The organism is Allobosea sp. P4_E12 (genome assembly GCF_056401655.1).
Genome location: NZ_JBFUIY010000003.1, coordinates 50033 through 76183 on the forward strand (window position 1 = coordinate 50033; position 26151 = coordinate 76183).

A 26151-nucleotide genomic window follows, 5' to 3' on the forward strand; every position below is an offset into this window, starting at 1 on the left:
TCCATGTTCCACCGCATTTTCGAGGATACGGCGCGGCGCCTGCCCACGGCACTGGCGATCAAGGCCGGTGAACGGCGGCGGAGCTATGCCGAGCTCGATGCCTGGGCCCACGAGATCGCCACAGCCATCCGTCAGTTCCTGCCCGCCGGCGAGAGCACATCCGAGGCAAGGCTGATCGGCCTGTGCATGCCACGCGGCATCGCGGCTGTCGCGGGCATCCTCGGCATTCTCAAGGCGGGATGCGCCTGGGTGCCGCTTGATCCGTCCTATCCCGAGGACCGCCTGCGCTTCATGCTGGAGGACGCAGCCGCGCCCGTGGTGCTGACGCTGGACGCGACACATGATGCGGCCTTCCTCCGCGAATCCGGCTGCGCGCTCCTGAATCTCGACAGGCCCCTGCCGGCAGCGGGCAGCATGCCGGCGGCACCGCCCGATGATCCCGAGCGCACGGCCTACGTCGTCTACACCTCTGGTTCGACCGGCCGACCCAAGGGCATTCTCGGCTCGCATTCCGCGATGCTCAGCCGCTTTGAATGGATGTGGCAGGAATTCCCGTTCGAGAGCGGCGAAATCTGCTGCAGCAAGACCGCGCTCAATTTCGTCGACTCGATCTGGGAAATGCTCGGCGGCCTGCTGAAGGGCATTCCCAGCGTCGTCGCCGATGATGCGACAGCGCGCGATCCGTTCCAGCTGCTGCAGCTTCTCGCCGATGAGCGCATCACGCGCCTCATCCTGGTGCCATCCCTGCTGGCGGCCCTGATCGAGGCTGCCCGCGCCACCGGCACTCGCCTGCCCCGTCTGCGCTATCTGACATCGTCAGGCGAACTGCTTCCGAGCGACCTTGCCCGCCAGGTCACGGAACTCGGCGAGAGCGTCACGCTGATCAATCTCTACGGCTCCTCGGAGATGGCGGCCGACGCCACCTGCTGCACCGTCACCCCCGCTGCATTGACGGGCAAGATCGTCTCGATCGGCAAGCCGATCGGGCGGATGCGCATCCATGTCGTCGACGACCATCTCCAGCCCGTCGGTCCCGGCGTCGCGGGCGAACTCTGCGTCTCAGGCCCAGGGCTTGCGAAAGGCTATCTCGGACGCCCGGACCTGACCGGCCAGGCCTTCATTCCCAATCCGTTCGCAGAGCCCGGTGAACGCGAGCATGCGCGGCTGTTCCGGTCCGGAGACATGGTCTCGACCCGGCCCGATGGCGAGCTCGACTATATCGGCCGCAAGGATTTCCAGATCAAGATCAGGGGCTTCCGCATCGAGCCCGGCGAGATCGAGACGACGCTCGCAGCCCATCCGAAGATCCGTGCCTGCGCCGTCAGCGCCGCGGAAACGGCGGGAGGACGGCAACTCGTCGCCTTCTGCGTCTTGCCGGCTGCCGACAGCTTCGACAGCACCCTGTCCAGTGAATTGCGCCGATTTCTGCTGACGCGCCTGCCCGACTACATGGTGCCTTCGCGCTTCATCCAGATCGGGGCGCTGCCGCGGCTTCCCAACGGCAAGCTCGATCGCAACGCCCTGACGGTGAGCGACGAGGCCCCCGTCGTGGAGGAAGCCGACGCGACCTCGACCGAGATGGAGCGCCGCCTTCTGGCGATCTGGAGGGCGGTGCTCGGGCAGTCCCGCGTCGGCATGGACGACAATTTCTTCGAGATCGGCGGCGATTCCATCCAGGCTTTTCGCGTTGCGGCGCGTGCGCGAGCCGATTCCGTCGTTCTGACGCCGGCCGATATCCACGACTATCCGACGATCCGCGCTCTCGCCGCCCTGCTCCAGGGCAGGACGAGCGTTGCCAGCGCATGGACCACCCCCGGCGCGGTCTCGCCGCTCAGTCCGATGCAGAGCTATTATTTCACCTGGGCCAGGCCGAACCCCGACATGTTCAATGTCGGCTTCATCACCCGTCTTGGCGCCATGCTCGACCCGTCCCTGCTGCAGGGCGCACTGAACGACGTCGTCGCCCATCACGATGCGCTGCGCCTGCGCTTCACGAAGAGCGCTGATGGCCACTATGCGCAGCACTATATCGCGCTGCCGGAGGCCCAGCGCGTCCCGGTGCACGTGCTTGCCTTGCCCGTAGCGCCCCTTGAGACGCAGCTCGGCTTCATCGGCAGCGAGATCGAGCGGCTGCACGCGACGCTCGACATTGCAAACGGCCCCGTGATGACGGTCGCCCTGTTCGCCGATCCCGATGGCAGCAACCACCATCTCTTCCTGACGATGCATGAGCTCGTCACGGACGCCCTGTCCCTGCAGGTCACGCTCGAGGATCTGCGCACCGCCTATGATGCCCTCGAAGCCGGCAAGCCCGTCGTGCTGCCTGCCAAGACCACGCCCTATCACCAATGGGTGGAGCAGGTGATCGCCTATGCGCGAAGCCCGCAGGCCGAGGCGCAGCTCGATTACTGGATCGGCGAGGCGAGCGACGCCCTGCCCTTCCCGGAGGATGCGCAGGTCGAGGGAGCGTTGCAGCGTGACATCGACAGCCACGGCTTCGAGGTTCTCGATGCAGGCGAGATGGCAGGCCTGCGCGAGCGGCTGGGCGGCGCGGCTCAATCGACCCTGATTCACGCCATCGTCGCCAGTCTCGCCGTCACGGCCAACCGGTTGTCGGGCCAGCGCAACCTGATCTTTCACAAGGTCGCCCATGGCCGGGAGAGCTGCATCCGCGCTGCCGATCCCTCGCGCACGGTCGGCTGGTTCATCACCCACACGCCGATCACCGCCCGCCTGCCCGATGGCGAGCTCGACAGCGAGCCGGCGCTCGCCGCAGCGCTCGAGGCGGTCGCGGCGCAGTACCGCGCCATCCCCGACAATGGCATCGGACACAGCGCGCTGCGCTACTATTCAAGCGATTCGCGGGCCGAGCTCCTGGCGCGCGAGGACAAGGTGCGCACGTTGTTCCAGTATATCGGCAATGTCTGGGAGGATAATTACGACGGCGTGCGCTTCCTCCCGCCTCACCCGTCGCTGATGGACGTTCCCGATACGGTCGCGGCAGGCAACCTCGCGGATTACCATCTGCACGTCTATGCCTATGTGATGAATGACTGCTTCCGCATGAAGTTATTCTATACGCGCCCGAATTACCGGAGCGAGACCATCCTTGCGATGGCGGAGATCTTTACCGGATCGATGAAAGCCATGCTGGTGCCGGGATGGCGCGCCAACTGACGCTGGCGAGCGACATCGCGGACGGGCACCTCCTGCTCGCCCGGGCACAGCTGCCCGAATTGACGGATGCGCTGCCAAAGGGCACGCAAGGCAGCGTGCACCTGCTCAGACTGGCGCAGATCGCTCGTCGCGATTGGGCCTTGCTGTCAGGGTTGCTGGACGCGGCGGAAAGGCAGCGCGCGGCACGTTTCCGGTTCGAGGCCGACCGGGACGCTTATATCGCGGCCCATGGCCTGCTGCGGCTCGCCATCGCGTCCCGGCTGGGAGCCAACCCGGCGGAGCTGCACATCAGCCACCGGGCAGGCAAGAAACCCGCCCTGACCACGAAACCCGCCCTGATCGAGCATCGATCCGATGCTGGGGTTCCGCCGATCGATTTCTCGCTGTCGCACACACGCAGCTGCGTCGGCTGCATCATTGCCGACGGGATCAGCGTCGGCATCGACATCGAACCGACGCGCGATCCGCCCTCCGAGGGTGAAGGCCCGCTCTCGCCCCACGAGATCGCGTGGCTGCGCACAAGGCCGCCCCGGTCTGCCGCAGCCGAGTTCACCAAGCTCTGGTGCCGCAAGGAGGCGCTGCTGAAGTCGCTCGGGTCGCGCGAGCCGATGAGCATGAGCAGGTTTTCCGCCATTCCAGGGCAAGCCATCGCGCTTCCAGCGGGAAGCGGTTTTCCCGCCCAGGACATCAGCGTCACATCGCACCTGACAGATGACGGCATCCATATCGCGATCGCAGTGCGATCCGCCGTCCGCTAATCTGAGGCCGATCAGCGTTTCCAGGACGCGTGCCCTTGCCGTCCCGGCTCGCAGCGTGCGAGCACGCGCCGTCTCCCGACGACAGCTGGTCGCCTGCGCATTGCTCCGGGCGCGGGTTGGCACGAGATCGGCACTGAGGCTGCGCGCTTGACGTGATCGATATCAATCGTATTGTGATCGAAATCGCTCAAGCCACATTTTCTCGCCGAGGCCAGGTTGCAGCACGCCTCTTTCCCTCCTTCGGACGACGACGATCCCGAAGGCGAAGACGTCGCCTCGGAACGCGTCCCTTCCGCTCCCGAGCGCCAGGCGCTGGTCCTGCAGCATTTGCGAACGCATCTCTTCGTCGACGTTCAGGCGTTGCGGCGGGAGCTTTCAGCCTCCACCGCCACTATTCGCCGTGATCTGACCGAGCTGGAGGCACGCGGCTTGCTGCGACGGACCCATGGCGGAGCCGTCAGCGTCAATCAGGTCACGTTCGAAAACACCAATTCCGTCCGGGCGCAGAGCCATGCGGATGAAAAGGGGCGCATCGCCGAGATCGCGGCCGGGCTCATCGTCGATGGCGACGCGGTGCTCATCGATAGCGGCACCACCGCGCTCGAGGTCGCGCGCCGGATCGCGGGCAACCCGACACTGACCTTCGTCACCAATGGAGCGGACGTGCTGGCGGTCCTTGCCGCGGCCGGCGCCCGGCAGATCCATGTCATCGGCGGCGAATATGTCGACATCAATCACTCCTTCGCGGGTTCGCTTGCGGCCGAGATGGTCCGAAAATTCAACGTCGACAAGGCGGTGCTCAGCGTCTCCTCGGTCGATCTGAAGCGCGGCCTGATCTGCACGCAGCAGCCGGCAGTGGCCGCGGTGCAGCAGGCGATGATCGATATCGCTCAGACGGTGATCGTCGTCGCCGACCATTCGAAATTCGAGCGGACGGCACTGTCGGTGATCGCGCGGCTCGATCGGATCGATCACGTCGTCACCGGAAGGGAGGCGCGTCCCCACGTCGCCGCACTGCCGGACAAGACGATCAGAAAATTCATATTCGCCTGAACCGGCGCCGGGAGGACGAATGGCCGATATCAGGGTCGAGAACCTCGTCAAAAGCTGGGGCGGGCTGCGCGCGGTCGACGACATCAGCTTCGACACCAGGGCGGGCGAATTCGTCGCCCTGCTCGGGCCGTCGGGTTGCGGCAAGTCGACGACGCTCAGGCTGATCGCCGGGCTGGATGCGGTCAGCGCCGGGCGCGTCGTGCTGGCGGGACGCGACGTCACCGCCCTGCCCGCATCGAAGCGCAACCTTTCGATGGTCTTCCAGTCCTACGCGCTGTTTCCGCACCTGAACGTCGCCGAGAACGTGACCTTCGGCCTGTCGGTGCGCGGCGTTCCGAAGGCGGGGCAGGCAGCGCGGTTGAAGCACGTCGCCGAGCTGCTCGGCCTCGCCGCCCTCCTCGACCGCCGGCCGAGCCAGCTCTCCGGGGGTCAGCAGCAGCGCGTCGCGCTCGGCAGGGCCCTGATCGCCGAGACGCCGATCTGCCTGCTCGACGAGCCGCTCTCCAATCTCGATGCCCAGCTGCGCTCCGAAATGCGCAACGAAATCCGTTCTTTGCAGCAGCGGCTCGGGATCACCATGGTCTTCGTCACCCATGACCAGACCGAGGCGATGAGCATGGCCGACCGGGTCATCCTGATGCGCCAGGGCCGGATCGAGCAGAACGGCGCGCCGGCGGATCTCTACGAAAGGCCGGCCTCGGTCACTGTGGCAAAATTCATTGGAACGCCGCCGATGAACATCCTGGCGCTCGATGCTCGCGAGGGCGGCGCGGTCGTCGCCGGCAGCAAGGGACCGGTCGTGGGGCCGTCTGGCGGGAGGCCGGTCGTCCTCGGCATCCGCCCGGAGCATGTTGCCCTGGGATCCGAGGGGCTGCCGGCCACGGTGGAGACCACCGAGTATTTCGGCGCGGATTCGATCATCGCCTGCAGGGCCGGTTCGCAGCGCGTGCTGGTCCGCATCCCGGGCAAGCCCAGCCTCGACAAGGGCACGGCGGTCCATCTGAGCTGGCCGCCCGCCGCGGCGCATATCTTCGACCAGGAGAGCGGCCTGCGGCGCGACGCGGCCTGACGACAGCGACGTTCAACACACAAAAAAGGGAGGAAGAGCAATGCAGCATTTCAGGATGACGGGCTTCAGGGCGGCCGTCGCGTCGCTGGCGCTGGCTGGGCTCACGGCTGTGGCCGAGGCCAAGACGCAGGTGACCTTCTACTATCCGGTGCAGGTCGGCGGCCCGCTGGTGCAGGTCATCGACGGCTATGTAGCGAAGTTCAAGGCGGCCAATCCGGAAATCGACGTCGTGCCGGTCTATTCCGGCAACTATAACGACACGACGACCAAGGCGTTGACCGCAGCCAAGAGCGGCAAGCCGCCGACCACGGCTGTGCTGCTCGCCACCGACATCTTCACGCTGATCGACGAGGACGTCGTCCAGCCGGTCGACGACTTCGCCAAGACGCCGGAGGACAAAGCCTGGATCGCCGGCTTCATGCCGGCCTTTCTCAAAAGCGCGCAGGTCGAGGGCAAGCTCTGGGCCGCGCCGTTCCAGCGCTCGACCGCGGTGCTCTACTGGAACAAGAAGGCCTTCGCCGAGGCCGGCCTCGACCCGAACAAGCCGCCGACCACCTGGGACGAGATGGTCGCCTACGGCAAGGCGGTGGTGAAGAAGGACGCGTCGGGCAAGGTGACGCGCTGGGGCGTCGGCATTCCCGGCAATGTCGGTTCGGCCCAATGGCTGTTTGGCGCGCTCGCCGCCCAGAACGGCGCCAGGCTGATGAACGACGCCGGCACCGAGAGCTATCTCACCGATCCGAAGGTCGTCGAAGCGCTCAAGTTCTGGGTCGATCTCGGCAAGGTCCATGGCGTGCATCCGCCCGGCATCCAGGAATGGGGCACGACCCCGGCCGACTTCCTTGAAGGCCGCATCGCCATGATCTGGACGACGACCGGCAACCTGACCAACATCGCCAAGAACGCGACGTTCGACTTCGGCCTGGCGCCCTATCCAGGCAAGGTCGCGCCCGCTTCGGTGCTCGGTGGCGGCAATTTCTATATCTTCTCCGGCGCCCCGAAGGAGGAGAAGGAAGCGGCCTTCAAGCTGATCAAGTTCCTGACCTCGGACGAGATCCAGGCCGACTGGGCCATCCAGACCGGCTATGTCGCCCCGCGCGACGGCGCCTGGAACCAGCCTAACCTGAAGGAGTATGTCGCCAAGCTCCCGGCCGCCGAGGTGGCGCGACGGCAGATCGCGGCTTCGGTGCCGGAATTCTCGACGCATGAGAACGCCCGGACCACCAAGGCGCTGAACGACGGGCTCGCCGCCGCACTGACCGGGGCGAAGACGCCGGAGAAGGCCATGACCGATGCGCAGGGCGAAATCGAGCGCATCCTGAAGCCCTACAAGAAATGAACCCTCCGAGCGTAGCCAGGATCGGAGCAGGACGATGACCGCATCCCGCAATGCGTTGTACGGCGCCTTGCTGCTCTTGCCGGCAGCCGTCCTGCTCTGGGTCTTCACCTATCAGCCGATCCTGGCGACGCTCAGTAACAGCCTCTACTCGACGCCGCGCGGGCGCCGGGCTTCCGTCTTCATCGGCCTCGATCACTACCAGACGATGATCGCGGACCCGGTGTTCTGGAAGGCACTGAGCAACAATGCGATCTATGCGCTGACGACGATCCCGCTCTCGATGGCGCTCGCGCTGGCGATGGCGCTGTTCGTCAATGCCAATCTGCGCGGCCAGGGCCTGGTCCGGATGGCCTATTTCACCCCGACCGTGCTGCCGATGGTCGCCGTCGCCAATATCTGGATGTTCTTCTACGCCCCCGACTATGGGCTGGTCGACCAGGTGCTCGACCTGGTCGGGGCTGGGGGCAACAATTTGCTCGGCAGCAAGGAGACCGCGCTCGGCGCCCTGATCGTCATCACGATCTGGAAGGAGGCCGGGTTCTTCATGATCTTCTACCTCGCCGCCCTGCAGCAGATCTCGCCGACGCTGATCGAGGCGGCCGAGCTCGAAGGCGCCAGCCGCAGCCAGATCTTCCGGCGGGTCACGCTGCCACTGCTGATGCCGACGACGCTGTTCATTTCGATCAACGCCGTCATCGGCGCCGTGCGGCTCGTCGACCATGTCATCGCCATGACCAAGGGCGGCCCCGACAACGCAACGGTGCTCCTGCTGTTCTACGTCTACCAGGTCGGCTTCGCCTTCTGGGACACCGGCTATGCCGCGGCGCTGACGGCGGTCCTGCTCGTCATGCTGGCGCTGATCGCGCTCTTCCAGTTCGGCTATGCCGACAAGCGGGTCCACTATCGATGAGCCTGCAGCATCGCACCCCCTCACTGACGCTGCTGGTGACGCTTGGCGCCTGGCTGCTCGCCATCCTCTGGGTCTCGCCTCTGCTCTATGCGGTCTGGACGGCGTTCCATCCGCCGGCCTACGCGGCGCGCTTCGAGCTGTTCGCGCCGCTGACGCTCGACAATTTCGCCCGCGTCTGGAACGCGGCGCCGTTCGCGCACTATTTCCTCAACACCTTCATGCTGGTGACGCTGATCCTCGTCTGCCAGTTCGTGGTCTGCACGATGGCCGCCTACGCCTTCGTCTGCTTCCCGTTCCGCGGCTCGAACGTGCTGTTCATGGTCGTGCTGCTGCAGCTGATGATCATGCCGGAAGTGCTGCTGGTCGAGAACTACCGCACGCTCTCCAAGCTCGGCCTGCTCGACACCATCACGGGCATGGCCCTGCCCTATCTCGCCTCGGCTTTCGGCATCTTCCTGTTCCGCCAGACCTTCAAGAGCGTGCCGAAGGAGCTGGAGGAAGCCGCGAGGCTGGAAGGCGCCGCCCCGATCCAGATCCTGCTGCGCGTCTTCGTCCCGATCGCCAAGCCGACCTATGTCGCCTACGGCCTGGTGACAGTGAGCTACCACTGGAACAACTTCCTCTGGCCCCTCGTCGTCTCCAACTCCGTGCAGACCCGCCCGATCACGGTCGGCCTCCAGGTCTTCGCCACCGTCGAGCAAGGCATCGACTGGAGCCTGGTGACAGCGGCGACGATGCTCTCGGTCGCGCCGCTCCTTATCGCCTTCCTGATCTTCCAGCGCCAATTCGTGCAGAGCTTCGTGCGCGCGGGCATTCGTTGAGGACACCATGCTGATCGCGCATATCTCTGACCTTCATGTCTTCGCCGACAGCAAGGAAACCTCGCTGGTCCGCGACGATGCCGAACGGACGGCGCGCGCCGTGATCGCCGACATCGCGGCGCTGCCGGTGCGGCTCGATGCCGTGGTGATCAGCGGCGATCTGGCCGATGGCGGCTCGGAGCGCGATTATGCGCTGCTGCGCCAGATTCTTGCGCCGCTGTCGATGCCCCTTGTCGTCTCGCCCGGCAATCACGACAAGCGCCAGACCATGCGCGCCGCTTTCGGCGACATCGTGCCCTTCGAGCCCGGGCCCTATCTCCACTACGAGACCATGATCGCGGGCCTGCGCGTGCTGGCGCTCGACACGCTGTACGACGGCCATGTCGCCGGCAGGCTCTGCCCCGCGCGCCAGGCCTACGCGCGCGACCGGCTGTCGCGCCGGCTGGACGAGCCGCTGCTCCTGACCATGCACCACCCGCCCTTCGCCTCGGGCATGACCGCGCTCGACGACAACGCGCTGGTCGAGGGCCGCGAGCTGCTGGGCGAGCTCGTCGGCCAGCGCCGCGCACCGACCCGTATCCTGTGCGGCCATATCCACCGGCCCTACCAGTCGCTCTGGCATGGCGCGCTCGCCGCGGTCGGCGGCAGCCCGGCCTTCCAGGTCGGCCTGGAGCTGACGGGCGCCCATCACGAGCCCGGGCTCGTCAGCGAACCCTATGCTTACTTCATCCACCGCATCGAAGCGCAGGGCGGCGGCGCCGTACACACGCGCTACGTCTCACTCTGAGGACATGAAGCCATGCAACGCGACATCAAGGCCCTCGCCGAAGAGGCGGGCGAGATCGCATTACGCCATTTCAAGGAACTCAGCCCCAATGCGGTCGAGACCAAGGGTCATCTCGACCTCGTCACCGCCGCCGACCGTGAGGTCGAGCATTTCCTGACCGAGCGGCTGCACGCGCTCTATCCGGACGATGGCATCTTCGGCGAGGAAGGTGCGGCGATCGAGGGGCGCTCTGGCCGGCTCTGGGTGATCGATCCGATCGACGGCACCTTCAACTTCGTGCGCGGCGGCGACCAGTGGGCGATCTCGATCGGGTTGTTCGAAAACCGGCAACCGCGCTTCGGCGTCGTCAATGCGCCAGTGCGCCGGCAGATGCTGGTCGGCGGCGACGGGGTTGCGCCCACCATGAACGAGGCGCTGCTCGAACGCGGACCCCGTTTCGACCTGAAGCGTGGCTGCATCGGCGTCGGGCTGCATCCTGCGGTCTCGCCGGGGGATCAGCACGCGGTGCTGGATTTCATCATGGCGCAGCGCATGGTGTTCCGGTGCTGCGGTTCCTCGACGATCTCGCTGATCGAACTCGCCCTTGGCCATGTCGACGGCTATATCGGCCTCGGCGAGGCAAGCTGGGACGTGATGGCGTGCCTGCCGATCCTGAGCGCGCTCGGGATCGAGAATACGGTCGACTGGCGCAGTGCCAAGCTCGACGAGAAGCTTCGCTATGCGGCGGGGTCGCCGGCGTTCCTCGCCCTGCTCGAGCCGGATCTGCTCATGGCGGATGCCTGACGGCTGCGCCTGCGGTCGAAGGCCGTTCGGCCTCAGGTTCCGCCGGCGTGCCGGAACCTGACACGCCCGCATCTCGGCGGAGACGCGCCCGCCCCTCCTAGAGAGTTGCCGTTTCCGGCAGGCGTTCGTCCATGCGCGAAAGCTCGTCATCGGGGAAGTCGGGCGTGCCGTAGCTGGCGAACAGGCCGAGCACGCCCGCCATCTCGTCCTCGTCCAGCGTCCCCGGGGAGCCGGCAGAGCGTGCGAGCAGGTAGGTGGCGGCCAGTTCCTCCACTTCTCGGGCGAGGACGAGGGCCTTTTCCGGCGTCGCGGCCAGCACGATCATGCCGTGATGGGCGAGCAGGCAGGCCTTGCGCGCGTCGAGGGCTTCGAGCGCCAGGTCCGAGAGAGCCTTGGTTCCGAAGCGCGCATAGGGCGCGCAGCGGATCGACGAGCCGCCTGCGACCGCAACCATGTAGTGAAAGGCCGGGATACCTTCGCCGAGGCAGGCCAATGCGGTCGCGTGGCGCGAATGCGTGTGCAGGATCGCGCCGGCATCGGGCCTGGCCCGCAGGATGTCGGCATGGAAGCGCCATTCGCTGGACGGTCGCAGCGGCCCGCGCCAGCGCCCGTCTTGCGCCAGGATGGCGATGTCGGCAGGCGCCATCGCGTCATAGGCGACGCCGGACGGCGTGATCAGGCAATGGTCTTGGTCGAGCCGGACACTGAGATTGCCGGAGGTGCCACGGTTGAGGCCGCCCGTATTCATCGCCCGGCAGGCTGCGACCATGCGCAGCCGCATATCATGTTCGAAGGGGGCGGCCCACGGATCAGACAAGGGCTTCATCCTTTTTCCCGAGCAGCGTGAACAGCACGACCAGCGGCAGGAAGGTCAGCAGGATGAGCACGGTGCCCAGCGCCGATGCCACGCCGAAATTGCCATTCACGACCTCGTTGAAGATCTCGATCGCGACCGTCGCCGTCGTCCCCGACTGCAGGATCAGCGTCGCGCTGAGCTCGCGGATCGTGTTCGACCAGGTCAGGAGCGCGCCCGACAGGATCGCGGTGGCCAGCAGAGGCACGGTGATCTTGACGAAGGTCCGCCCCGGACCGGCGCCCAGATTGATCGAGGCATCCTCGGTATCGCGCGAGACCTGCTGCAGCATGCTCACCGAGGACCGGACCGAGAAGGGCAGCCGGCGGATGAAATAGGCCAGGATGAGGATGGTCGCGGTGCCGGTCAGGGCGAAGGGCGGCTCGTGATAGGTCACCACCAGGCCCACGCCCAGGACGATGCCCGGAACCGCGTAGGAGAACATCACCACCGTATCGAGCACGCTCGAGACCGGCCCGGGACGGCGCACGATGATATAGGCGACCGCGGTTCCGACGACCGCGCAGAGCAGCGTGGCGACCGTGGTGTAGAACAGCGTGTTCCACAGCGGCAGCGAGATGCGGTCCATGATGCGGGCGTAGTTGTCCAGCGTGAAGCTTGCGACCAGCACCGGGCCGTTCGACTTCAGGAAGGACGAGACGACGATGTTGACGAGCGGCAGCAGAGAAAAGCCAATCAGCAGGAAGACGAAGGCCGTCGCGGCGATGCGCTTGCCGAGCGGCTGTTCCTGGACCTGCAGCGGGCGGATCGCGGCGGTCGCATAGGAAAACCGCGCCGAGAGCCAACGCTGGAGCAGCAGCGCTCCCGTGGTGACGAGCAGGAGCAGCACGGAAAGCGCGCTGGCGAGGACCGGCCGGCCGCCGAACTCGTTGACGAACTCGCCATAGATCAACACGGGCAGGACGCGGAAGCGCTCGCCCAGGATGATCGGCGTCCCCAGGTCGGTGAAGGACGCGACGAAGACGAGCAGCGCGCCCGTCGTGATCGAAGGCACCAGAAGCGGCGCGATCGCGGTGCGGAAAGTGCGGAACTCGCCGGAGCCGAGATTGCGCGCGGCGTCCTCGACGCTCTGGTCGATCGATTTCAGGCCCGACGAGACGAGCAGGAAAACGAAGGGGAAGAACTGCAGCGTGAAGACGAAGATGATGCCCGGCGCACCGTAGATCGAGGGCAGCGGCACGCCGATGGAGTTGAACAACTGGGTCAGGACGCCGCTGCGCCCGAACAGGACGACCCAGGAATAGGAGCCGATGAAGGGCGGCGAGACGAAGGTCAGCACCACGGCGGCGCGCACGAAACCGCGTCCCCAGATATCGTAGCGGTTGACGAAATAGGCCGCGGGGACGCCGAGGCAGACGGCGAAGATCATCGCCCAGATGCTGACCCAGAAGCTGTTCAGCAGCGTCTGGTAGTAGAAGCGTTCCGAGAAGAAATTGACGTAGCTCTCGAAGATGCTGCCGGTCTTGGCCCCGGCCGAGAGGCTGACGCCGACGATATTGCCGACGGGCACCAGCAGGAGCCCGACGATCAGCACGAGCACGATGCCCGTGACCACCGGCCAGAAGCCGAAATGGCGGGAGAACCCGGAGCCGCGCCGCGGCGGGCCGGCTGTCACGGTGATGGCGCTCATCAGGCGGCCTCGGGCGCGAACAGGGCGATGGCCGCCGGCGACACGCCGAGACGATGGCGCGTTCCGATTTCGGGAAGCGTAACGCCGGTGCGGCTCGAGCCCGCGACCTGGACGAGATGCCCACCCCCGAGATCGATGGCGTAGCGCACGGTGCCGCCGAGGAACTGGATGTCGGTCAGGGTTCCGACAAGCCCGTCGCCCTCCCCGTCGAGCGGCCGCAGTTCGATATCCTGCGGCCGGAAGGCAGCGTCCATCGCGCCGCCCGGCATCTCGCCGCGCAGCTTGACGGTGAACTGACCGCCGGGCAGTTCGATCCGGACATGGCCGGGATCGGCATGGCCACGATGCACCGCCGGCAAGAAGTTGTTCTCGCCGATGAAGCTCGCCACGAAGCGCGTGCTCGGCTTGTTGTAGATGTCGTGCGGGCTGGCCACCTGCTCCAGCCGGCCGCCGCGCATCACCGCGATCCGGTCCGACATCAGCAGCGCCTCCTCCTGATCGTGCGTGACATAGATCGTGGTGACGCCGATCTTGCGCTGCAGGGCGCGGATCTCGGTGCGCAGGTGCATCCGCATCTCGGTGTCGAGATTGGACAAAGGCTCGTCCATGAGCAGCACGTCGGGCTCGATCACCATGGCGCGCGCCAGCACGACGCGCTGCTGCTGGCCGCCGGACAATTCGCGCGGCTTGCGGTGGCCCAGATGCGAGAGGCGCGTCAGCGCCAGATAGGTATCGACCTTGTGCTTGACCTCGGCCGCCTTCAGGCCGCGCGCCCGCAAGCCATAGGCGATGTTGTCGACCACGCTGAGATGCGGAAAGATCGCATAGCTCTGGAACACCATGCCCGTATTGCGGTGCTGCGGCGCCAGATCGTCGATGCAGGCATCGCCGAACAGGATGCGCCCGCTCGTCTGCTTCAGGAAGCCGGCGATGATGCGCAGCAGGGTCGTCTTCCCGCAGCCCGACGAGCCGAGCAGCGTGAAGAACTCGCCCTGGGCGATGTCGAGGGAGACACCGTCGACGGCGACGGAATCGCCATAGCGTTTCGTCACCGTATCGATACGGACGGAAGTGGAGGCCATCTGGAAACCCGGTCGCTCGAGCATGTCACGGGAGACGGGCGAGGCGTTGCGCCCTCGCCCGTCATCGGCTGAGCAGCAGCGGTTACTGCTGCGTCTTGACGATGATCTTCTGCATCCTGTCGAGCACTTCGGCGCGGCTGGAGGCGGCCCATTTCGAGTCGTAGTCGATGACCTTGAGATCGCCGGCGGCCTTCATCTCGGGATGCGTCTGGACGCCCATGCGGGTCGGGCGGCGGCCCGGGAACTTGGCGGTGAGTTCCTTCTGGGCCTCGGCCGAGAGCAGGAAATCCGCGAAGAGCTTCGAGGCCTTCGGATTCGGAGCGCCCTTGACGATGAACATGCCCTCCGGCTCCAGCAATGTGCCGTCGGCCGGGTAGACGATGCCGGCAGTGCCGGCGAGCACGTAGTTGATCGCGCCCTCCTCGTAGGTCACGCCGATCGGATATTCACCGCGGCCGACCTGCTGGAACACCAGGCTCGATTTGAGGATGATGTTCATATTTTTGGTCATGTCCTCGACCAGCGTCCACGCCTTCTCGTCGCGRCCGTAGATCAGTAGCCAGGTGTTGAGTGCAGCCAGCGCCGAGCTCGACTTGGACGGGTCGGCATGGACAATCTTGCCCTTCCATTCAGGCTTGGCGAGGTCGGCCCAGGTCTTCGGCGCCTGCTCCGGCTTCACCTGGCTCTTGTTGTACATGATGACCATGGTGCTGGCGGCGAACGGCGTGTTGTACCCGCTGGCATCGAGCATCTTGGGTTCGACATTGGCGAGCTCGGGCGAGCTGTACTTGTCGAACAGATCGGGCGCCGACCCGCCGGTATCGGAGAAGCCGCCCCACATGATGTCGGCGGCCGGACGGTTGCGCTCGGCGCGGATGCGGTTCAGCAGCTCGCCGGTGCCGGCCTTCACGGTGGTGACGCGAATGCCGTATTTGTCACCGAACATCTTGGTGAAATGGTCGACCATCTCGGACGGATGGGACGCGTAGACGACGAGCTTGCCCTCGGTGGCCGGGGCCTGCGCCAGTGCGGCCGCGCCCATCGCAAACGAGGCCATGGCTGCCGTGATGATCGACTTGAAGATCGGCTTCATTATTTCCCTCCGCTTACGTTCGTTTTTGAGTGGTGCGCCTGCCGGCCGAACGATCCGGCGGCGCTTCGGGTTCGATAGATCTCAGACGATGCCGCCGCCGCTCCCCGTGCTCTGCGGGCGCCGCGCGGCTGCGGCCTTGCGGTAGCCGGACAGGCGATAGGCGCCGACGGGGTCGATCGCGCCGCCCGCCCGGCGGCGGGCCTCGGCGAGAAGCGGCGTCACATCGGTGCGGAAGGCGACGCGCAGGGTTTCCGCCGCCATCGCGACGTCGTTCTGCGCCTGATAGTGCGAAAGCTGCTCCCGATCGACCAGGAGCGCCTGGGCATGGGCGCGCCTTGCGGCATCGGCGCTGAGCATCAGGCTCTCGATCGGGTCGGTGACGTTGTGCGACTGGTCGAGCATCAGCGCCGGCGCCTCGTCCCAGGCATGGCGCTGCTCGGCATCGACCAGCTCGTTGAAGACCAGGAAGAGCCGGAACGGATCGACCGAGCCGGCGTCGAGATCGTCGTCGCCGAAACGGGAATCGTTGAGGTGGAAGCCACCGAGCTTTCCCGCCGCGATCAACCGGGCGACGATCATCTCGATATTGGTCGAGGGGGCGTGATGGCCGAGATCGACCAGGCAGCGCGCGCGCGGGCCGACCGCCTGGGCCGCGAGCAGGCAGGACCCCCAGTCCTGCACCACGGTCGCGTAGAAGGCCGGCTCGAAATTCTTGTATTCGAGCAGCAGCAGCCAGCTGTCGTCGGGAAGAGCGGCCTCGATCTCGGCCACGGAGGCGATATAGCGTTCGAAGGCCCGCGCGAGATGGGACTGGCCGGCGAAGTTGCTGCCATCGGCGAGCCAGATCGTCAGTGCGCGCGCCCCCAGCGCCTGCCCCTTGCGGATGCAGTCGATATTATGCGCAACGGCCTGCGCCCGCACGGCCGCATCGGCATGGGAGAGAGAGCCGAACTTGTAGGAGAGCGCCTGGCCGGGCTGGTCCTGGAAGGTGTTGGAATTCACCGCATCGAAGCCGAGCCCGAGCGCCTCTCCGCGCGCCCTCACAGTCGCCATGTCGGCGACCGCGTCCCAGGGGAAATGCACCGAGACGCGCGGCGTCGCGCGGCCCAACTGCTGGATGACGGCGCAATCGTCGAGCTTGTCGAAGATATCGGCCGGCTCGCCCGGGCCGGGGAAGCGCGCGAAGCGCGTTCCGCCCGTGCCGACGCCCCATGACGGCACCGCGATGTCCAGCGCCGAGACGCGGGCCAGGATCGCTTCGCCATCGATGCCGCGCCGCGAAAGGGAGCGCGACAGCGCCTCGTAATCCTGCGCGAGCGCTTCACCGGCTCGCCGGTTATGCGCTTCGACGAGCGCGGGATCGATCAGGGGCTCAGCCATCGCCTATCTCGTGAAGGCGGGCGCATGCCCGGCATCGACATTGAGGATATTGCCGGTGGATTTCGCCGAGAGGTCGGAGGCGAAGAAATACACCGCTTCGGCGATATCCTCCGGGAAGACGTTGAGCTTCAGCATGCTGCGCTGCCGATAGACCTCGTCCAGATCGTCGGGAGCGACGTTGTAGGCGCCGGCGCGCTGCGCGCGCCATTCGCCCTCCCAGATCCGCGAGCCGCGCAAGACGGCGTCGGGGTTGACCACATTGGCGCGGATGCCGTGTGGGGCGCCTTCGAGGGCGAGGCAGCGGGCAAGCTGGATCTCGGCAGCTTTCGCTGTGCAATAGGCCGAGGCGTTGGGAGAGGCGACCAGCGCGTTCTTCGACGCGATGAAGACGATGGAACCGCCGCGCGCCTGCACCTTCATGAGCCGGAACGCCTCGCGCGAGACCAGGAAATAGCCGGTGGCGAGAATGTCGATATTGCGCTGCCAGAGGGCGAGGCTGGTGTCCTCGAGCGGTGCGGCCGAAGCGATGCCCGCATTGGAGACCAGGATGTCGAGCCCGCCGAACGCAAGCGCGGCCTCGCTGAACAGGGCGATGACGGTCTGCTCGTCGGTCACGTCGACCGGGAAGGCAGCGACACGGTCGCGGCCATGGCTCCCGACCAGAGCCGTCTCGGCCTCGCCCAACGCGGACCTGTCGATGTCGCAGATCACGACGCAGGCGCCTTCGCCGAGCAGCCTTTTCGCGGTGGCCAGGCCGATGCCGCCGGCCCCACCGGTGACTAGAGCGACGCGGCCCTCGAGCGGCTTGCCCTTGGGCAGGCGCTGCAGCTTGGCCTCCTCGAGCAACCAGTACTCGATGTCGAAGGCCTCCTGCTCGAGCAGGCCGACATAGGTCGACGCGGCGGAGGCGCCGCGCATGACATTGATGGCGTTGACGTAGAACTCGCCGGCGATGCGGGCCGTGGCCTTGTCGGCGGCGAAGGTGAACATGCCGATGCCGGGAACCAGGATCACGACCGGGTTGGTGTCGCGCACCGGCGGCGAATCCGAGCGCCTGCAACGCTGGTAATAGCCGAGGTAATCGGCCCGGTAGGCTGCGATGGCCTGCCGGAGCGCCGGGACGAGATCGTCGGCATCCAGGCGCGAGGCATCGATGTCCAGCACCAGCGGGCGGATCTTCGTGCGCAGGAAATGGTCGGGACAGGAGGTGCCGAGCGGCGCCAGCGCGGCGAGATCCCGGCTGCAGACGAAGTCGAGCACCGCGGCCTGGTCGTCGAAATGGCCGATTTTGGCCCGCCCTTCCGAGACGAGCCCCCGCAGGATCGGCATCAGCCGGGCAGCCGCCGCGCGCCGCTGCTCCGGCGCGCACGCCTCGACCGCTGCGCCGCCGAAGGCCGGCTTTCCGGCCTCGCGCCCGGCCAGCCAGGAGATCGCGCGGTTGATCACCTCGACGGTCGTCTCGTAGCAGCCGCGCTGCGTGTCGCCCCAGGTGAACAGGCCGTGGCTGCCAAGAATCACCCCGCGCGCGGCCGGATTGCGGCGCACGAAGCCCTCCAGCATCAGCCCAAGTTCGAAGCCCGGCCGCCGCCAGGGCAGCCAGCCGATATCGTCGCCGAAGATCTCGCGGGTGATCGCCTCGCCATCGACGGCCGCGGCGATGGCGATGATCGCGTCGGGATGGACATGGTCGACATGGGGACGGTCAATCAGTCCGTGAAGCGGGGTATCGATGCTGGCGGCGCGCGGATTCAGGCCGAAGGTGCAATGCGGATAGAGCGCAACGACATCGTCCTCCATCGCCGGCCCGGTATAGCCCTGCCGGACGCTGCGGAAGCGGGCCATATCGAGGGTCGCGAAACCGTCGCGCCGGATCGAGCCGAGATCACCGCCGGAGCCCTTGACCCACAGCACGTCGACCGGGGCGCCGGTCAGCGGGTCCGCCATCTCCAGCTTGGACGAGGTGTTGCCGCCGCCGAAATTGGTGATCCGCTTGTCGGCCCCGAGCAGGTTGGAGCGGTAGACCAGCAGGTCCTGCGGCGACAGCGTCTCCGCCAGCCTCTGGTCCCAGGCACTGGCAAGCAGACGCGACGAACCGCCCGCGATGGCGTGATCGGCCATGATATCCTCGACTTCGACGTTTCCTGCAGATGGCTCGTTTCGGCCACCTTGCGACGATCTGACCGCAAACGATCAACAAATGTCAAGTTCGATCAAATTCCGCCATATGCTTGCAAGCATCATTGAAATGCGCGCGAAAAAATGGAGGATGCGTCTGGTATGGCCAGCGCCAACGCCAAGAGGATCTCCGAGAATCGGTCGGGGACAGGTGCCAGGAAACGAGAACGATGCTCGAGCGCGAACGGCACAGGCTGATCGTCAAGCTGACCAATGAGCGCTCGATCATCGCGCTCTCCGATCTCGTCGACATGCTCGATGCCTCGGAGGCGACGATCCGGCGCGATATCGCGGCGCTCGACCGCAATGGCGAGCTGCGCCGGGTTCGCGGCGGCGCCGAAGCGCTGCGGCCGCGTCACCAGCACCATCTCGCCGGCGTCCCCTTCGCCATGAGCCGCGACGTCAATGTCGCGCAAAAGGAGGCGATTGCGCGCGAGGCGGCCAGGCTGGTCGAGGACGGCATGAGCGTGATCCTCAATGCCGGCACGACAACGTTCGAACTGGCGCGCCTGCTGCGCGGACGCAGCCTGGACGTGCTGACGAATTCCTTCTCGATCGCGGGGGAACTGCTCTCGGTGCGTCCGGGCTGCCGCGTGACGATTCCGAGCGGCACGGTCTATCCCGAGCACAACATCATCCTGAGTTCCTTCGAGCATGACGGCACCGAGAGCTTCGCCGGCGATGTGCTGTTCATGAGCTGCTACGGGCTCGGCCGCGCCGGAGCGACCGAGATGGACCCGCTGGTCGCGCGTGCCGCGCAAAAGCTGGCGCGCAGGGCCGAGCGCGTCGTGGTGCTGGCCGACAGCGCCAAGCTCAAGGTGCGCTCCTCGATGGTCGTCGCCCCGCTCGAGGCTATCGATGTCATCATCACCGATAGCGGCGCCGGCGCCTCCGAGATCGAACTGCTGCGCAGCCTTTGCCCCGATGTGCGGATCGTCGAGCCGGTCAGTACCAGCGAGCCGCCGGTGCTTCGTTCCGCCTCATGACGCCGGCTGCTCCGTGATCATTTCACGCCAGGTCTGGCGATAGGGTTCAAGGTCGAGGTCGAGCGGCGCGATATCCTGCACTGCGAGCGCATAGTCCGGCAGTTGCCCGCTCTCCGCCGGCCAATGGGCGAGCAGCGCCGCGCCGACGCCCGTGCCATGCTCGGCATGCGAGGCCTGCACGCGTACGTCCGGCAGGAGCGTGGCGAGCGCCCCGAGATAAAGCACATTCCTGGCGAAAGGGCCGTCGACATAGAGCCTGCGAACGGGGCCGGTGAGCGCGAGGCATTCGCAGGTCATCAGCGCGCAGTAGAGCGCAGCCAGCGCCGCACTCTGCGCCTCGCCTGAAGGCGCACCCAGAATGACGCCCTTGCTTCCGGGAAACGGGCCGCCGGCCGCGAAGGACGGCAGCGCGACAATCCCGGCAGCCACGAGCGCACGCAGATCCGCGATGCCGGCTTGCGCGCCCAATCCCGCCGCCCCGGCGATCTCGGCATAGTCCCGCCCGCCCATAAAACGGGCCGATGCGACGGGCCGGCCGAGCACGTCGACATTCGCCAGCGTGTCGCGCGTGGCCGAAAGGCCTTGGAGATGCCCTGCCGTATTGAAGCAGACGAACCAGGTGCCGGTGCTGACCAGCGCGAAAGGGTCTCGCGATCCGGCGAGATAGCGCACGAATGAGGCGTTGCTGTCATGGACGCCGGTCAGGATCCGGCACGAGCCGGGCAGGCCGAGCGCCGGCGTCGCCTCGCCCAGCGTGCTCCAGGCGGGCGCGACCGGCGGCATCAGGCGGTCCCAGCCCATCGCGGCGGAGAGCGAAGACGGGGCCGCTTTCAACGGAGCCCAGAGATCGGTGTGGCAGCCGAGCGACGAGACTTCCGAGGCCATCTCGCCGCCGAGCTTCCAGGCCCAGTATTGCGGATAGGCGATCAGCGCCTGCGCTTGGCCGAAGAGATGCGGGACGGCACGATCGAGCGCGAAGAGCTGCCGCCCGGCATTGAGTCCCAGCGGCAGGTTCGGCGAAAAACTCTCCGCGAAATCCGGCCGCAGCCTGTCATATTCTGCCGAAACGGCGTCGGGAACAGGCTGTTCGTAGTCGACGATCGCGTGGGCGAGCCCGCCTTTCCCGATGACGGCGAAGGCCGCGCCATGCGTGGTCGGGACGATCGCGGACAGGCCGAACCGCGCCGCGATCTCCTTCAGACTCGCCAGGACGAACTCCCAGCAGCGCGCCGTGTCGAGGCGCCCGCCAGCGCTGGTCGAGGCCATGCCATGGGCAGCGACGAGGGTGAGATCGGGGGCGAAGGCCAGGACCTTGCTGTTGGTCTTGCCGATATCCAGCACTGCTGTGACGCCGGAGCGCATGATCACTGTCCCCCACGGCATCAGGCCGGCTATCGCACTCTGTCCCACGCACCGTTCTGCTTGCGAATCGGGGCTTGCGAAGACCGACCATCGCGCATATCGCAGCCGATTCTCGAGGCTCCATCGGCACTTATCCGCGCCACGGGATCATTGCAGCGATTGTGACGGCGCAAATATACGCTCGTCAACGGCGGGGACATCGGCCAGGGGCCACCCCCAACGACGTGCGCAGAGCAGCCCTCCCCTGATCTGCGCTGGCCCGCATCCGACGTCGGTTCGTCGTCGCCCCCGCGCGCTCAGGTCGCCCCATCGTTGTAGACGCCGGCTTCGTCGCGGATCCACTCGACGAAGGCCTGAACGTTGACGTTCTCGTCGAAGCGCTTGGGGTAGACGACGAAATAGGCGTCCTCGCAGCGCATCCTGTGCGGACTGGCGACCACGAGCGCGCCCGACTGGATTTCCTCCCGCACCAGGAAGTCCGGAAGGATCGCGACGCCGATCCCGGCGATCGCGGCCTGGATGACCAGCGAGTAATATTCGAATTTCGGCCCGGCGATGCCGTTGACGCCGCTGGCTCCGGCATCGGCCAGCCAGTCACGCCAGAGATAGGGGCGCGTGGTGTGCTGCAGCAGCGGCAGCCGGGCAAAGCCCTCGGGGCTCGCCAGGGCCCTCCCCCCGATCAGCGTGGGCGCACAGACCGGGATCACATGCTCGTCCATCAGGTGGTGGATGCGGGCGCCTGGCCAGGTCGGGCTGCCGAAATGGATCGCGGCATGCGCCTTCTCCTCCTCGAAGCTGAACGGCCTGATCTTCGAGATCAGGTTGATGTCGACGGTCGGATGCTGGGCGATGAACCGGGCCAGCCGTGGCACCAGCCAGCGCGAGCCGAAGGTCGGCAGGCAGGCGACGGTAAGCACGCCGCCCTTGCGCCCATGCGACAGGAGCCGCGTGGTCGCGACTTCGACCCGGTTCAACAGGCTGCGCAGCTCCTCGGCATATTCCTCGGCTGCAACGGTCGGGGTGAGCCGCTGCTTGTCGCGCAGGAACAGATTTTGGCCGAGCAGCTCTTCGAGCGCGGCCAGCCGGCGGCTGACGGCGCTCTGGGTCAGGTTGAGCTCGGCTGCGGCGCGCGTCACGCTGCGATGGCGCGCGACGGCTTCGAAACAGGCGAGATCCCGGGTCGGCGGCAATGTCCTGCGCAAGGTCTCTCTCCGGATCGCTCATTCCAATTTGGAATGATCTGCATCGGAAAACAGCAATGGGCAAGCTGTGCGACCGGCCCTAGCCTTCCCCTAATGGAATGCAGCAGCGCCGACACCCACGCCCCCAGAACGGCGTGGGGCTGCTTGCAGGTGAAACAAGAACGAGGGGGAAAGACGATGAGGCTGGCGACGGCATTCGCAGGCAGCTGATGGGGCTCGGCGGTCTCCTGGTCACCGGCACGACAGCGGCCCTGGCACAAGGGCAGCCGGTTCCCGAGATCAAGCTGCTGACCTGGCCCGCCGCCAAGTACCAGCACTATTTCGAGACCTCGAACTATGTCGCCGAGGGCTGGCGCAAGCTCGGCCTCAAGGTCACGCTCAACCCGCAGCCCTTTCCCAGCCCGATGCTGTCGAAATGGTTCAAGGAGCATGATTTCGACGTGGTGATGTCGGTGCTGTCCGGCTCGCCGCAGCGTTCGGAGCCGGACTTCTTCACCAACGCCCAGTTCAATTCGCGCAACAGCGCGCCAGGCGATTCCAATGTCGGCTCCTTCTCCAGCGCGAAGGTCGACGAGCTCGGCGCCAGGCAGCTCGCGCTCTATGACGCACAGGAGCGCCGCAAGGTGATCCATGAAATGCAGCGCGTCCTGGCCGACGAGCAGCCCGAGGCGGTGGTCGCCTATGTCGTCAACACCTTCGCCATGAATGCGGCCAAGGTCGACATCCCCGGCTACGAGGACACCTCCGACGGCCCGCGCTCGCTCTGGAACATGCTGCGCCTGACCTCCAAGTCCGGCGCGGCGGTCAGGATCGGCCGGACGATCGATCAGGGCACCTTCAACCCGCTGGCGGCGACGATCGTCGAGGACTTCAACACGCTGAGCCTGGTCTACGACAAGCTCGTCGAGCTCGGCCCCGACGGCTCGCCGCGCATGTGGCTGGCGCAGTCGCTCGCGGTGGTCGATCCGACCACCGTGGTGGTGAAGCTCCGGCAGGGCCACAGCTTCAGCGACGGCAAGCCGGTCACCGCCGAGGACGTGAAGTTCTCCTTCGACTACTTGAAGCGCTGGGATGCGGTCTATTTCAAGAAGTACCTGGAGAAGCTCGCCTCGGTCGAGATCGTCGATCCGGAGACGCTGCGCTTCACGCTGACCGAAGCCTATGCGCCCTTCATCATCAACACGCTCGGCCAGGTGCCGGTCCTGCCGAAGCATGTCTGGGCGGACGTGGTCGAGAAGACCGGCATCGCCAAGCCGCAGGACTTCCGCAACATGCCGCTCGTCGGCAGCGGTCCCTATGTGCTGCGCTACTGGCGCGAGGGCCAGGAAATCTCGCTGCAGCGCCGCGCCGACCACTTCGCCAAGCCGGCTTCCGACCTGCTGATCATCGTCTTCGGCTCGGCCGAGCTCGTCGGCGCCTCTCTGAAGAAGGGCGATATCGACGTCTCCTTCCAGCCGATCGTGCCGACGGTGGTCAAGGAGTTCGCGGCCGAGAAGAACATCAAGCTCATCCAGGCGCGTTCGAACGGCCATATGTCGATGCGCTACAACACGGCGCGCCCGGCCCTCGCCAACCGGGCGCTGCGCCAGGCCATGGCGCATGCCATCCCCTATGAGGCGATCATCGAGGACGTGCTGGGCGGCGATGCCGGCCGCAGCGCCACGCCGATCGTGCCGGTCAACGCCTTCTGGCATGACAGCTCGATCCCGCTGCCCGCCTATGACATCGACAAGGCGAAGGCGATCCTGAAGGCGGCCGGCTTCAGCTGGGGGCCGGACGGCGCCCTGCGCATGCCCGCCAAGTGATGCGGCCGACTGACACGACAGCCGGATCCGTGAGCCTTCCCGCGATGATCGACGTCAGGGACCTGACCAAGCATTACGCTGCGGCCGCCGGCCTGCGCTCGCTGCTGCCCGGCCGGGGCCGCGAGGTCACCCCGGCGGTCGAGGGCGTCAGCTTCGCGATCGGCGCCGGCGAGGTGCTCGGCCTCGTCGGGGAATCCGGCAGCGGCAAGTCGACCACCGGTCGCCTGCTGGTCGGGCTGGAGACGCCGACCTCGGGCTCGATGCGGATCGACGGCAGCGACAGCGCCGCCGCCCGCGCCCGCGACAAGAAGGCCTTCCACCGCCAGGTCCAGATGATCTTCCAGGACCCGTATGGCGCCCTCAACCCGCAGCATACCGTCGAGGACCTGGTCGGGCGGCCGCTGCTCTATCAAGGGGTGCGCGATCGCGCCGCCATCGCGGCCAGCGTTCGCGCCGTCCTCGCCGAGGTCGGTCTTACCCCGGTGGAGAGCTATCTCGGCAAGCACCCGCACCAGCTCAGCGGCGGCCAGCGCCAGCGCGTCTGCATCGCCAGGGCCATCATCCTGGAGCCGCGCCTCCTGGTCGCCGACGAACCGGTCTCGATGCTCGACGTCTCGATCAAATGGGACATCGTGCGCCTGCTGAAGCGCCTCGCCCGCCAGCGCGGCATCGCGATGCTCTACATCACCCATGACCTCGCCACCGTCGGCGCCGTCTGCGACCGGCTCGCGATCATGTATCGCGGCCGCATCGTCGAGACCGGCCCGGTCGAGCAGGTGATGGCCGCACCGGTCGATCCCTATACGCGCACCCTGATCGCCGCGATCCCCTCCGCCGATCCCGATGCCGTGCGGGTGCCGCGCCCCATCCTCGTGCAAGGGCTGGGTTGAACCATGGCCGGCTATCTCCTGCGCCGCTTCTGGCACATGGTCCTGACGCTGTTCGCCATGGCGACGCTGATGTTCTTCCTGTTCCGGCTCCTGCCCGGCGACCCGACCGCGACGGTGATAAGCCCGTCGCTCTATCCCAAGGCGCAGGAGGCGATGCGCCAGCAATTCGGGCTCGATCGGCCGCTCTTCGAGCAATACCTGCTTTATCTGCGCAATCTCCTGGTCCTCGATTTCGGCTTCTCGTTCCAGACCAACCGGCCGGTCTTCGAGATGATCCAGGGCCGGCTGCTCAATACGCTGCTGCTGATCCTGCCCTCCATGCTCGCGGCCTATGTGCTCGGCGCGGTCGTCGGCGCCATCGCAGCCTGGAAGCGCGGCAGCGCCGGGGAGGTCAGCCTCGTCTTTACCGCGACCGCACTGCAATCGGCCCCGCTGTTCTGGCTCGGCATGCTCGCGATCCTGCTGTTCTCGATCAAGCTCGACCTCTTCCCGATCGGCCATATCGTCACGCCTGGCCTGTTTCCCGAGCAGGACTGGCGGATGTATCTCTCGGCCGACTTCCTGCATCACCTGATGCTGCCCTTCCTCGTCAATACGCTCTACCAGCTCTGCTTCCCGCTGCTGCTGATGCGCTCGACGATGCTGTCGACCATCGGCGAGGACTATATCGAACTCGCCCGCATGAAGGGGCTGAGCGAGCGCCGCGTGCTCTTCGGCCATGCCGCCCGCAACGCCTTGCTGCCGCTGGCGACGACGCTGCCGATGATCCTCGGCTGGGCGGTCGCGGGCTCGGTGGTGATCGAGACGGTGTTCTCCTGGCCGGGGCTGGGCCTCTTGATGGTCGAGGCGATCAGCCGCGCCGATTATCCGGTGGCGCAGGCCGCCTTCCTGCTCATCGCGGTTTTAACCGTGTTCGGCACCTTCATCGCCGACCTGCTCTGCGGTCTGCTCGATCCACGCATCGTCTACACCTGA

The 26151-nt window shown here is 66.5% G+C and carries 21 protein-coding genes; 13 read left to right on the top strand and 8 right to left on the bottom strand.

The window, feature by feature from the left end; genetic code table 11:
• Positions 1 to 3: 3 nt before the first annotated feature.
• The 9 genes from AC1DW9_RS04035 (at position 4) to AC1DW9_RS04075 (ending at position 10697) form a co-directional block, all read left to right on the top strand.
• On the top strand, positions 4 to 3177 hold the full coding sequence (locus AC1DW9_RS04035) for an amino acid adenylation domain-containing protein (protein ID WP_476775956.1): 3174 nt from the start codon (positions 4 to 6) through the stop codon (positions 3175 to 3177).
• A complete protein-coding gene (locus tag AC1DW9_RS04040) occupies positions 3162 to 3935 on the top strand; it encodes a 4'-phosphopantetheinyl transferase family protein (protein WP_476775957.1) in 774 nt (257 codons plus the stop codon). The genes AC1DW9_RS04035 and AC1DW9_RS04040 overlap by 16 nt, the downstream gene beginning before the upstream one ends.
• 216 nt (positions 3936 to 4151) lie before the next feature.
• Positions 4152 to 4988 carry a DeoR/GlpR family DNA-binding transcription regulator gene (locus AC1DW9_RS04045; protein ID WP_476775958.1) on the top strand — a complete coding sequence of 279 codons (837 nt, stop codon included), beginning with the start codon at positions 4152 to 4154 and terminating at the stop codon, positions 4986 to 4988.
• A 19-nt stretch (positions 4989 to 5007) separates the two neighbouring features.
• Positions 5008 to 6057, top strand: coding sequence for an ABC transporter ATP-binding protein (locus tag AC1DW9_RS04050; RefSeq protein WP_476775959.1), 1050 nt, complete (start codon positions 5008 to 5010; stop codon positions 6055 to 6057).
• Between the two features lie 40 nt (positions 6058 to 6097).
• On the top strand, positions 6098 to 7396 hold the full coding sequence (locus AC1DW9_RS04055; RefSeq protein ID WP_476775960.1) for an ABC transporter substrate-binding protein: 1299 nt from the start codon (positions 6098 to 6100) through the stop codon (positions 7394 to 7396).
• Positions 7397 to 7430: 34 nt separating this feature from the next.
• Positions 7431 to 8306 carry a carbohydrate ABC transporter permease gene (locus tag AC1DW9_RS04060; RefSeq protein WP_476775961.1) on the top strand — a complete coding sequence of 292 codons (876 nt, stop codon included), beginning with the start codon at positions 7431 to 7433 and terminating at the stop codon, positions 8304 to 8306.
• Positions 8303 to 9127: a carbohydrate ABC transporter permease gene (locus AC1DW9_RS04065; protein ID WP_476775962.1), complete on the top strand. Its 825-nt coding sequence runs from the start codon at positions 8303 to 8305 to the stop codon at positions 9125 to 9127. The genes AC1DW9_RS04060 and AC1DW9_RS04065 overlap by 4 nt, the downstream gene beginning before the upstream one ends.
• A 7-nt stretch (positions 9128 to 9134) precedes the next feature.
• Complete coding sequence (locus AC1DW9_RS04070) at positions 9135 to 9914, top strand: metallophosphoesterase (RefSeq protein WP_476775963.1); 780 nt, start codon at positions 9135 to 9137, stop codon at positions 9912 to 9914.
• 12 nt (positions 9915 to 9926) lie between these two features.
• Positions 9927 to 10697, top strand: a complete 771-nt coding sequence (locus AC1DW9_RS04075) for an inositol monophosphatase family protein (protein ID WP_476775964.1) — start codon at positions 9927 to 9929, stop codon at positions 10695 to 10697.
• A 97-nt stretch (positions 10698 to 10794) separates the two neighbouring features.
• Here AC1DW9_RS04075 and AC1DW9_RS04080 read toward each other — a convergent pair whose 3' ends face one another.
• The 6 genes from AC1DW9_RS04080 to AC1DW9_RS04105 all read right to left on the bottom strand — a co-directional run bounded on the left by AC1DW9_RS04080 (position 10795) and on the right by AC1DW9_RS04105 (position 18874).
• The gene (locus AC1DW9_RS04080) at positions 10795 to 11514 is read right to left on the bottom strand and encodes a class II aldolase/adducin family protein (protein WP_476775965.1); all 720 of its coding nucleotides are present in this window, start codon (positions 11512 to 11514) and stop codon (positions 10795 to 10797) included.
• Positions 11507 to 13201 (bottom strand): ABC transporter permease, encoded by a 1695-nt coding sequence (locus tag AC1DW9_RS04085; RefSeq protein ID WP_476775966.1) that lies wholly within the window; start codon positions 13199 to 13201, stop codon positions 11507 to 11509. The genes AC1DW9_RS04080 and AC1DW9_RS04085 overlap by 8 nt, the downstream gene beginning before the upstream one ends.
• Entirely contained in the window at positions 13201 to 14283 is a 1083-nt protein-coding gene (locus tag AC1DW9_RS04090) for an ABC transporter ATP-binding protein (RefSeq protein ID WP_476775967.1), read from the bottom strand. Before AC1DW9_RS04090 ends, AC1DW9_RS04085 begins: the two co-directional genes overlap by 1 nt.
• Positions 14284 to 14365: 82 nt before the next feature.
• On the bottom strand, positions 14366 to 15376 hold the full coding sequence (locus AC1DW9_RS04095) for an extracellular solute-binding protein (protein WP_476775968.1): 1011 nt from the start codon (positions 15374 to 15376) through the stop codon (positions 14366 to 14368).
• 81 nt (positions 15377 to 15457) lie between these two features.
• Positions 15458 to 16756, bottom strand: a complete 1299-nt coding sequence (rhaI, locus tag AC1DW9_RS04100; RefSeq protein WP_476775969.1) for an L-rhamnose catabolism isomerase — start codon at positions 16754 to 16756, stop codon at positions 15458 to 15460.
• A gap of 3 nt (positions 16757 to 16759) precedes the next feature.
• Positions 16760 to 18874 carry a bifunctional rhamnulose-1-phosphate aldolase/short-chain dehydrogenase gene (locus AC1DW9_RS04105; RefSeq protein ID WP_476775970.1) on the bottom strand — a complete coding sequence of 705 codons (2115 nt, stop codon included), beginning with the start codon at positions 18872 to 18874 and terminating at the stop codon, positions 16760 to 16762.
• A gap of 227 nt (positions 18875 to 19101) precedes the next feature.
• Here AC1DW9_RS04105 and AC1DW9_RS04110 point away from each other — a divergent pair, with 227 nt between their 5' ends.
• Complete coding sequence (locus AC1DW9_RS04110; RefSeq protein WP_476775971.1) at positions 19102 to 19917, top strand: DeoR/GlpR family DNA-binding transcription regulator; 816 nt, start codon at positions 19102 to 19104, stop codon at positions 19915 to 19917.
• Here the strand turns inward: AC1DW9_RS04110 and AC1DW9_RS04115 are convergent.
• The gene (locus tag AC1DW9_RS04115) at positions 19912 to 21279 is read right to left on the bottom strand and encodes an FGGY-family carbohydrate kinase (RefSeq protein ID WP_476775972.1); all 1368 of its coding nucleotides are present in this window, start codon (positions 21277 to 21279) and stop codon (positions 19912 to 19914) included. The two genes, AC1DW9_RS04110 and AC1DW9_RS04115, sit on opposite strands and share 6 nt — an antisense overlap.
• Positions 21280 to 21575: 296 nt before the next feature.
• Positions 21576 to 22481: a LysR family transcriptional regulator gene (locus AC1DW9_RS04120; protein WP_476775973.1), complete on the bottom strand. Its 906-nt coding sequence runs from the start codon at positions 22479 to 22481 to the stop codon at positions 21576 to 21578.
• A gap of 209 nt (positions 22482 to 22690) precedes the next feature.
• On the opposite strand from AC1DW9_RS04120, the gene AC1DW9_RS04125 reads away from it, so the two are divergent.
• Genes AC1DW9_RS04125 through AC1DW9_RS04135 form a run of 3 tightly spaced genes read left to right on the top strand, consistent with a single transcriptional unit; the run spans position 22691 to position 26151 of the window.
• On the top strand, positions 22691 to 24286 hold the full coding sequence (locus AC1DW9_RS04125; RefSeq protein WP_476775974.1) for an ABC transporter substrate-binding protein: 1596 nt from the start codon (positions 22691 to 22693) through the stop codon (positions 24284 to 24286).
• A 44-nt stretch (positions 24287 to 24330) separates the two neighbouring features.
• Positions 24331 to 25176 carry an ABC transporter ATP-binding protein gene (locus AC1DW9_RS04130; protein ID WP_476775975.1) on the top strand — a complete coding sequence of 282 codons (846 nt, stop codon included), beginning with the start codon at positions 24331 to 24333 and terminating at the stop codon, positions 25174 to 25176.
• 3 nt (positions 25177 to 25179) lie between these two features.
• Positions 25180 to 26151: an ABC transporter permease gene (locus AC1DW9_RS04135; RefSeq protein ID WP_476775976.1), complete on the top strand. Its 972-nt coding sequence runs from the start codon at positions 25180 to 25182 to the stop codon at positions 26149 to 26151.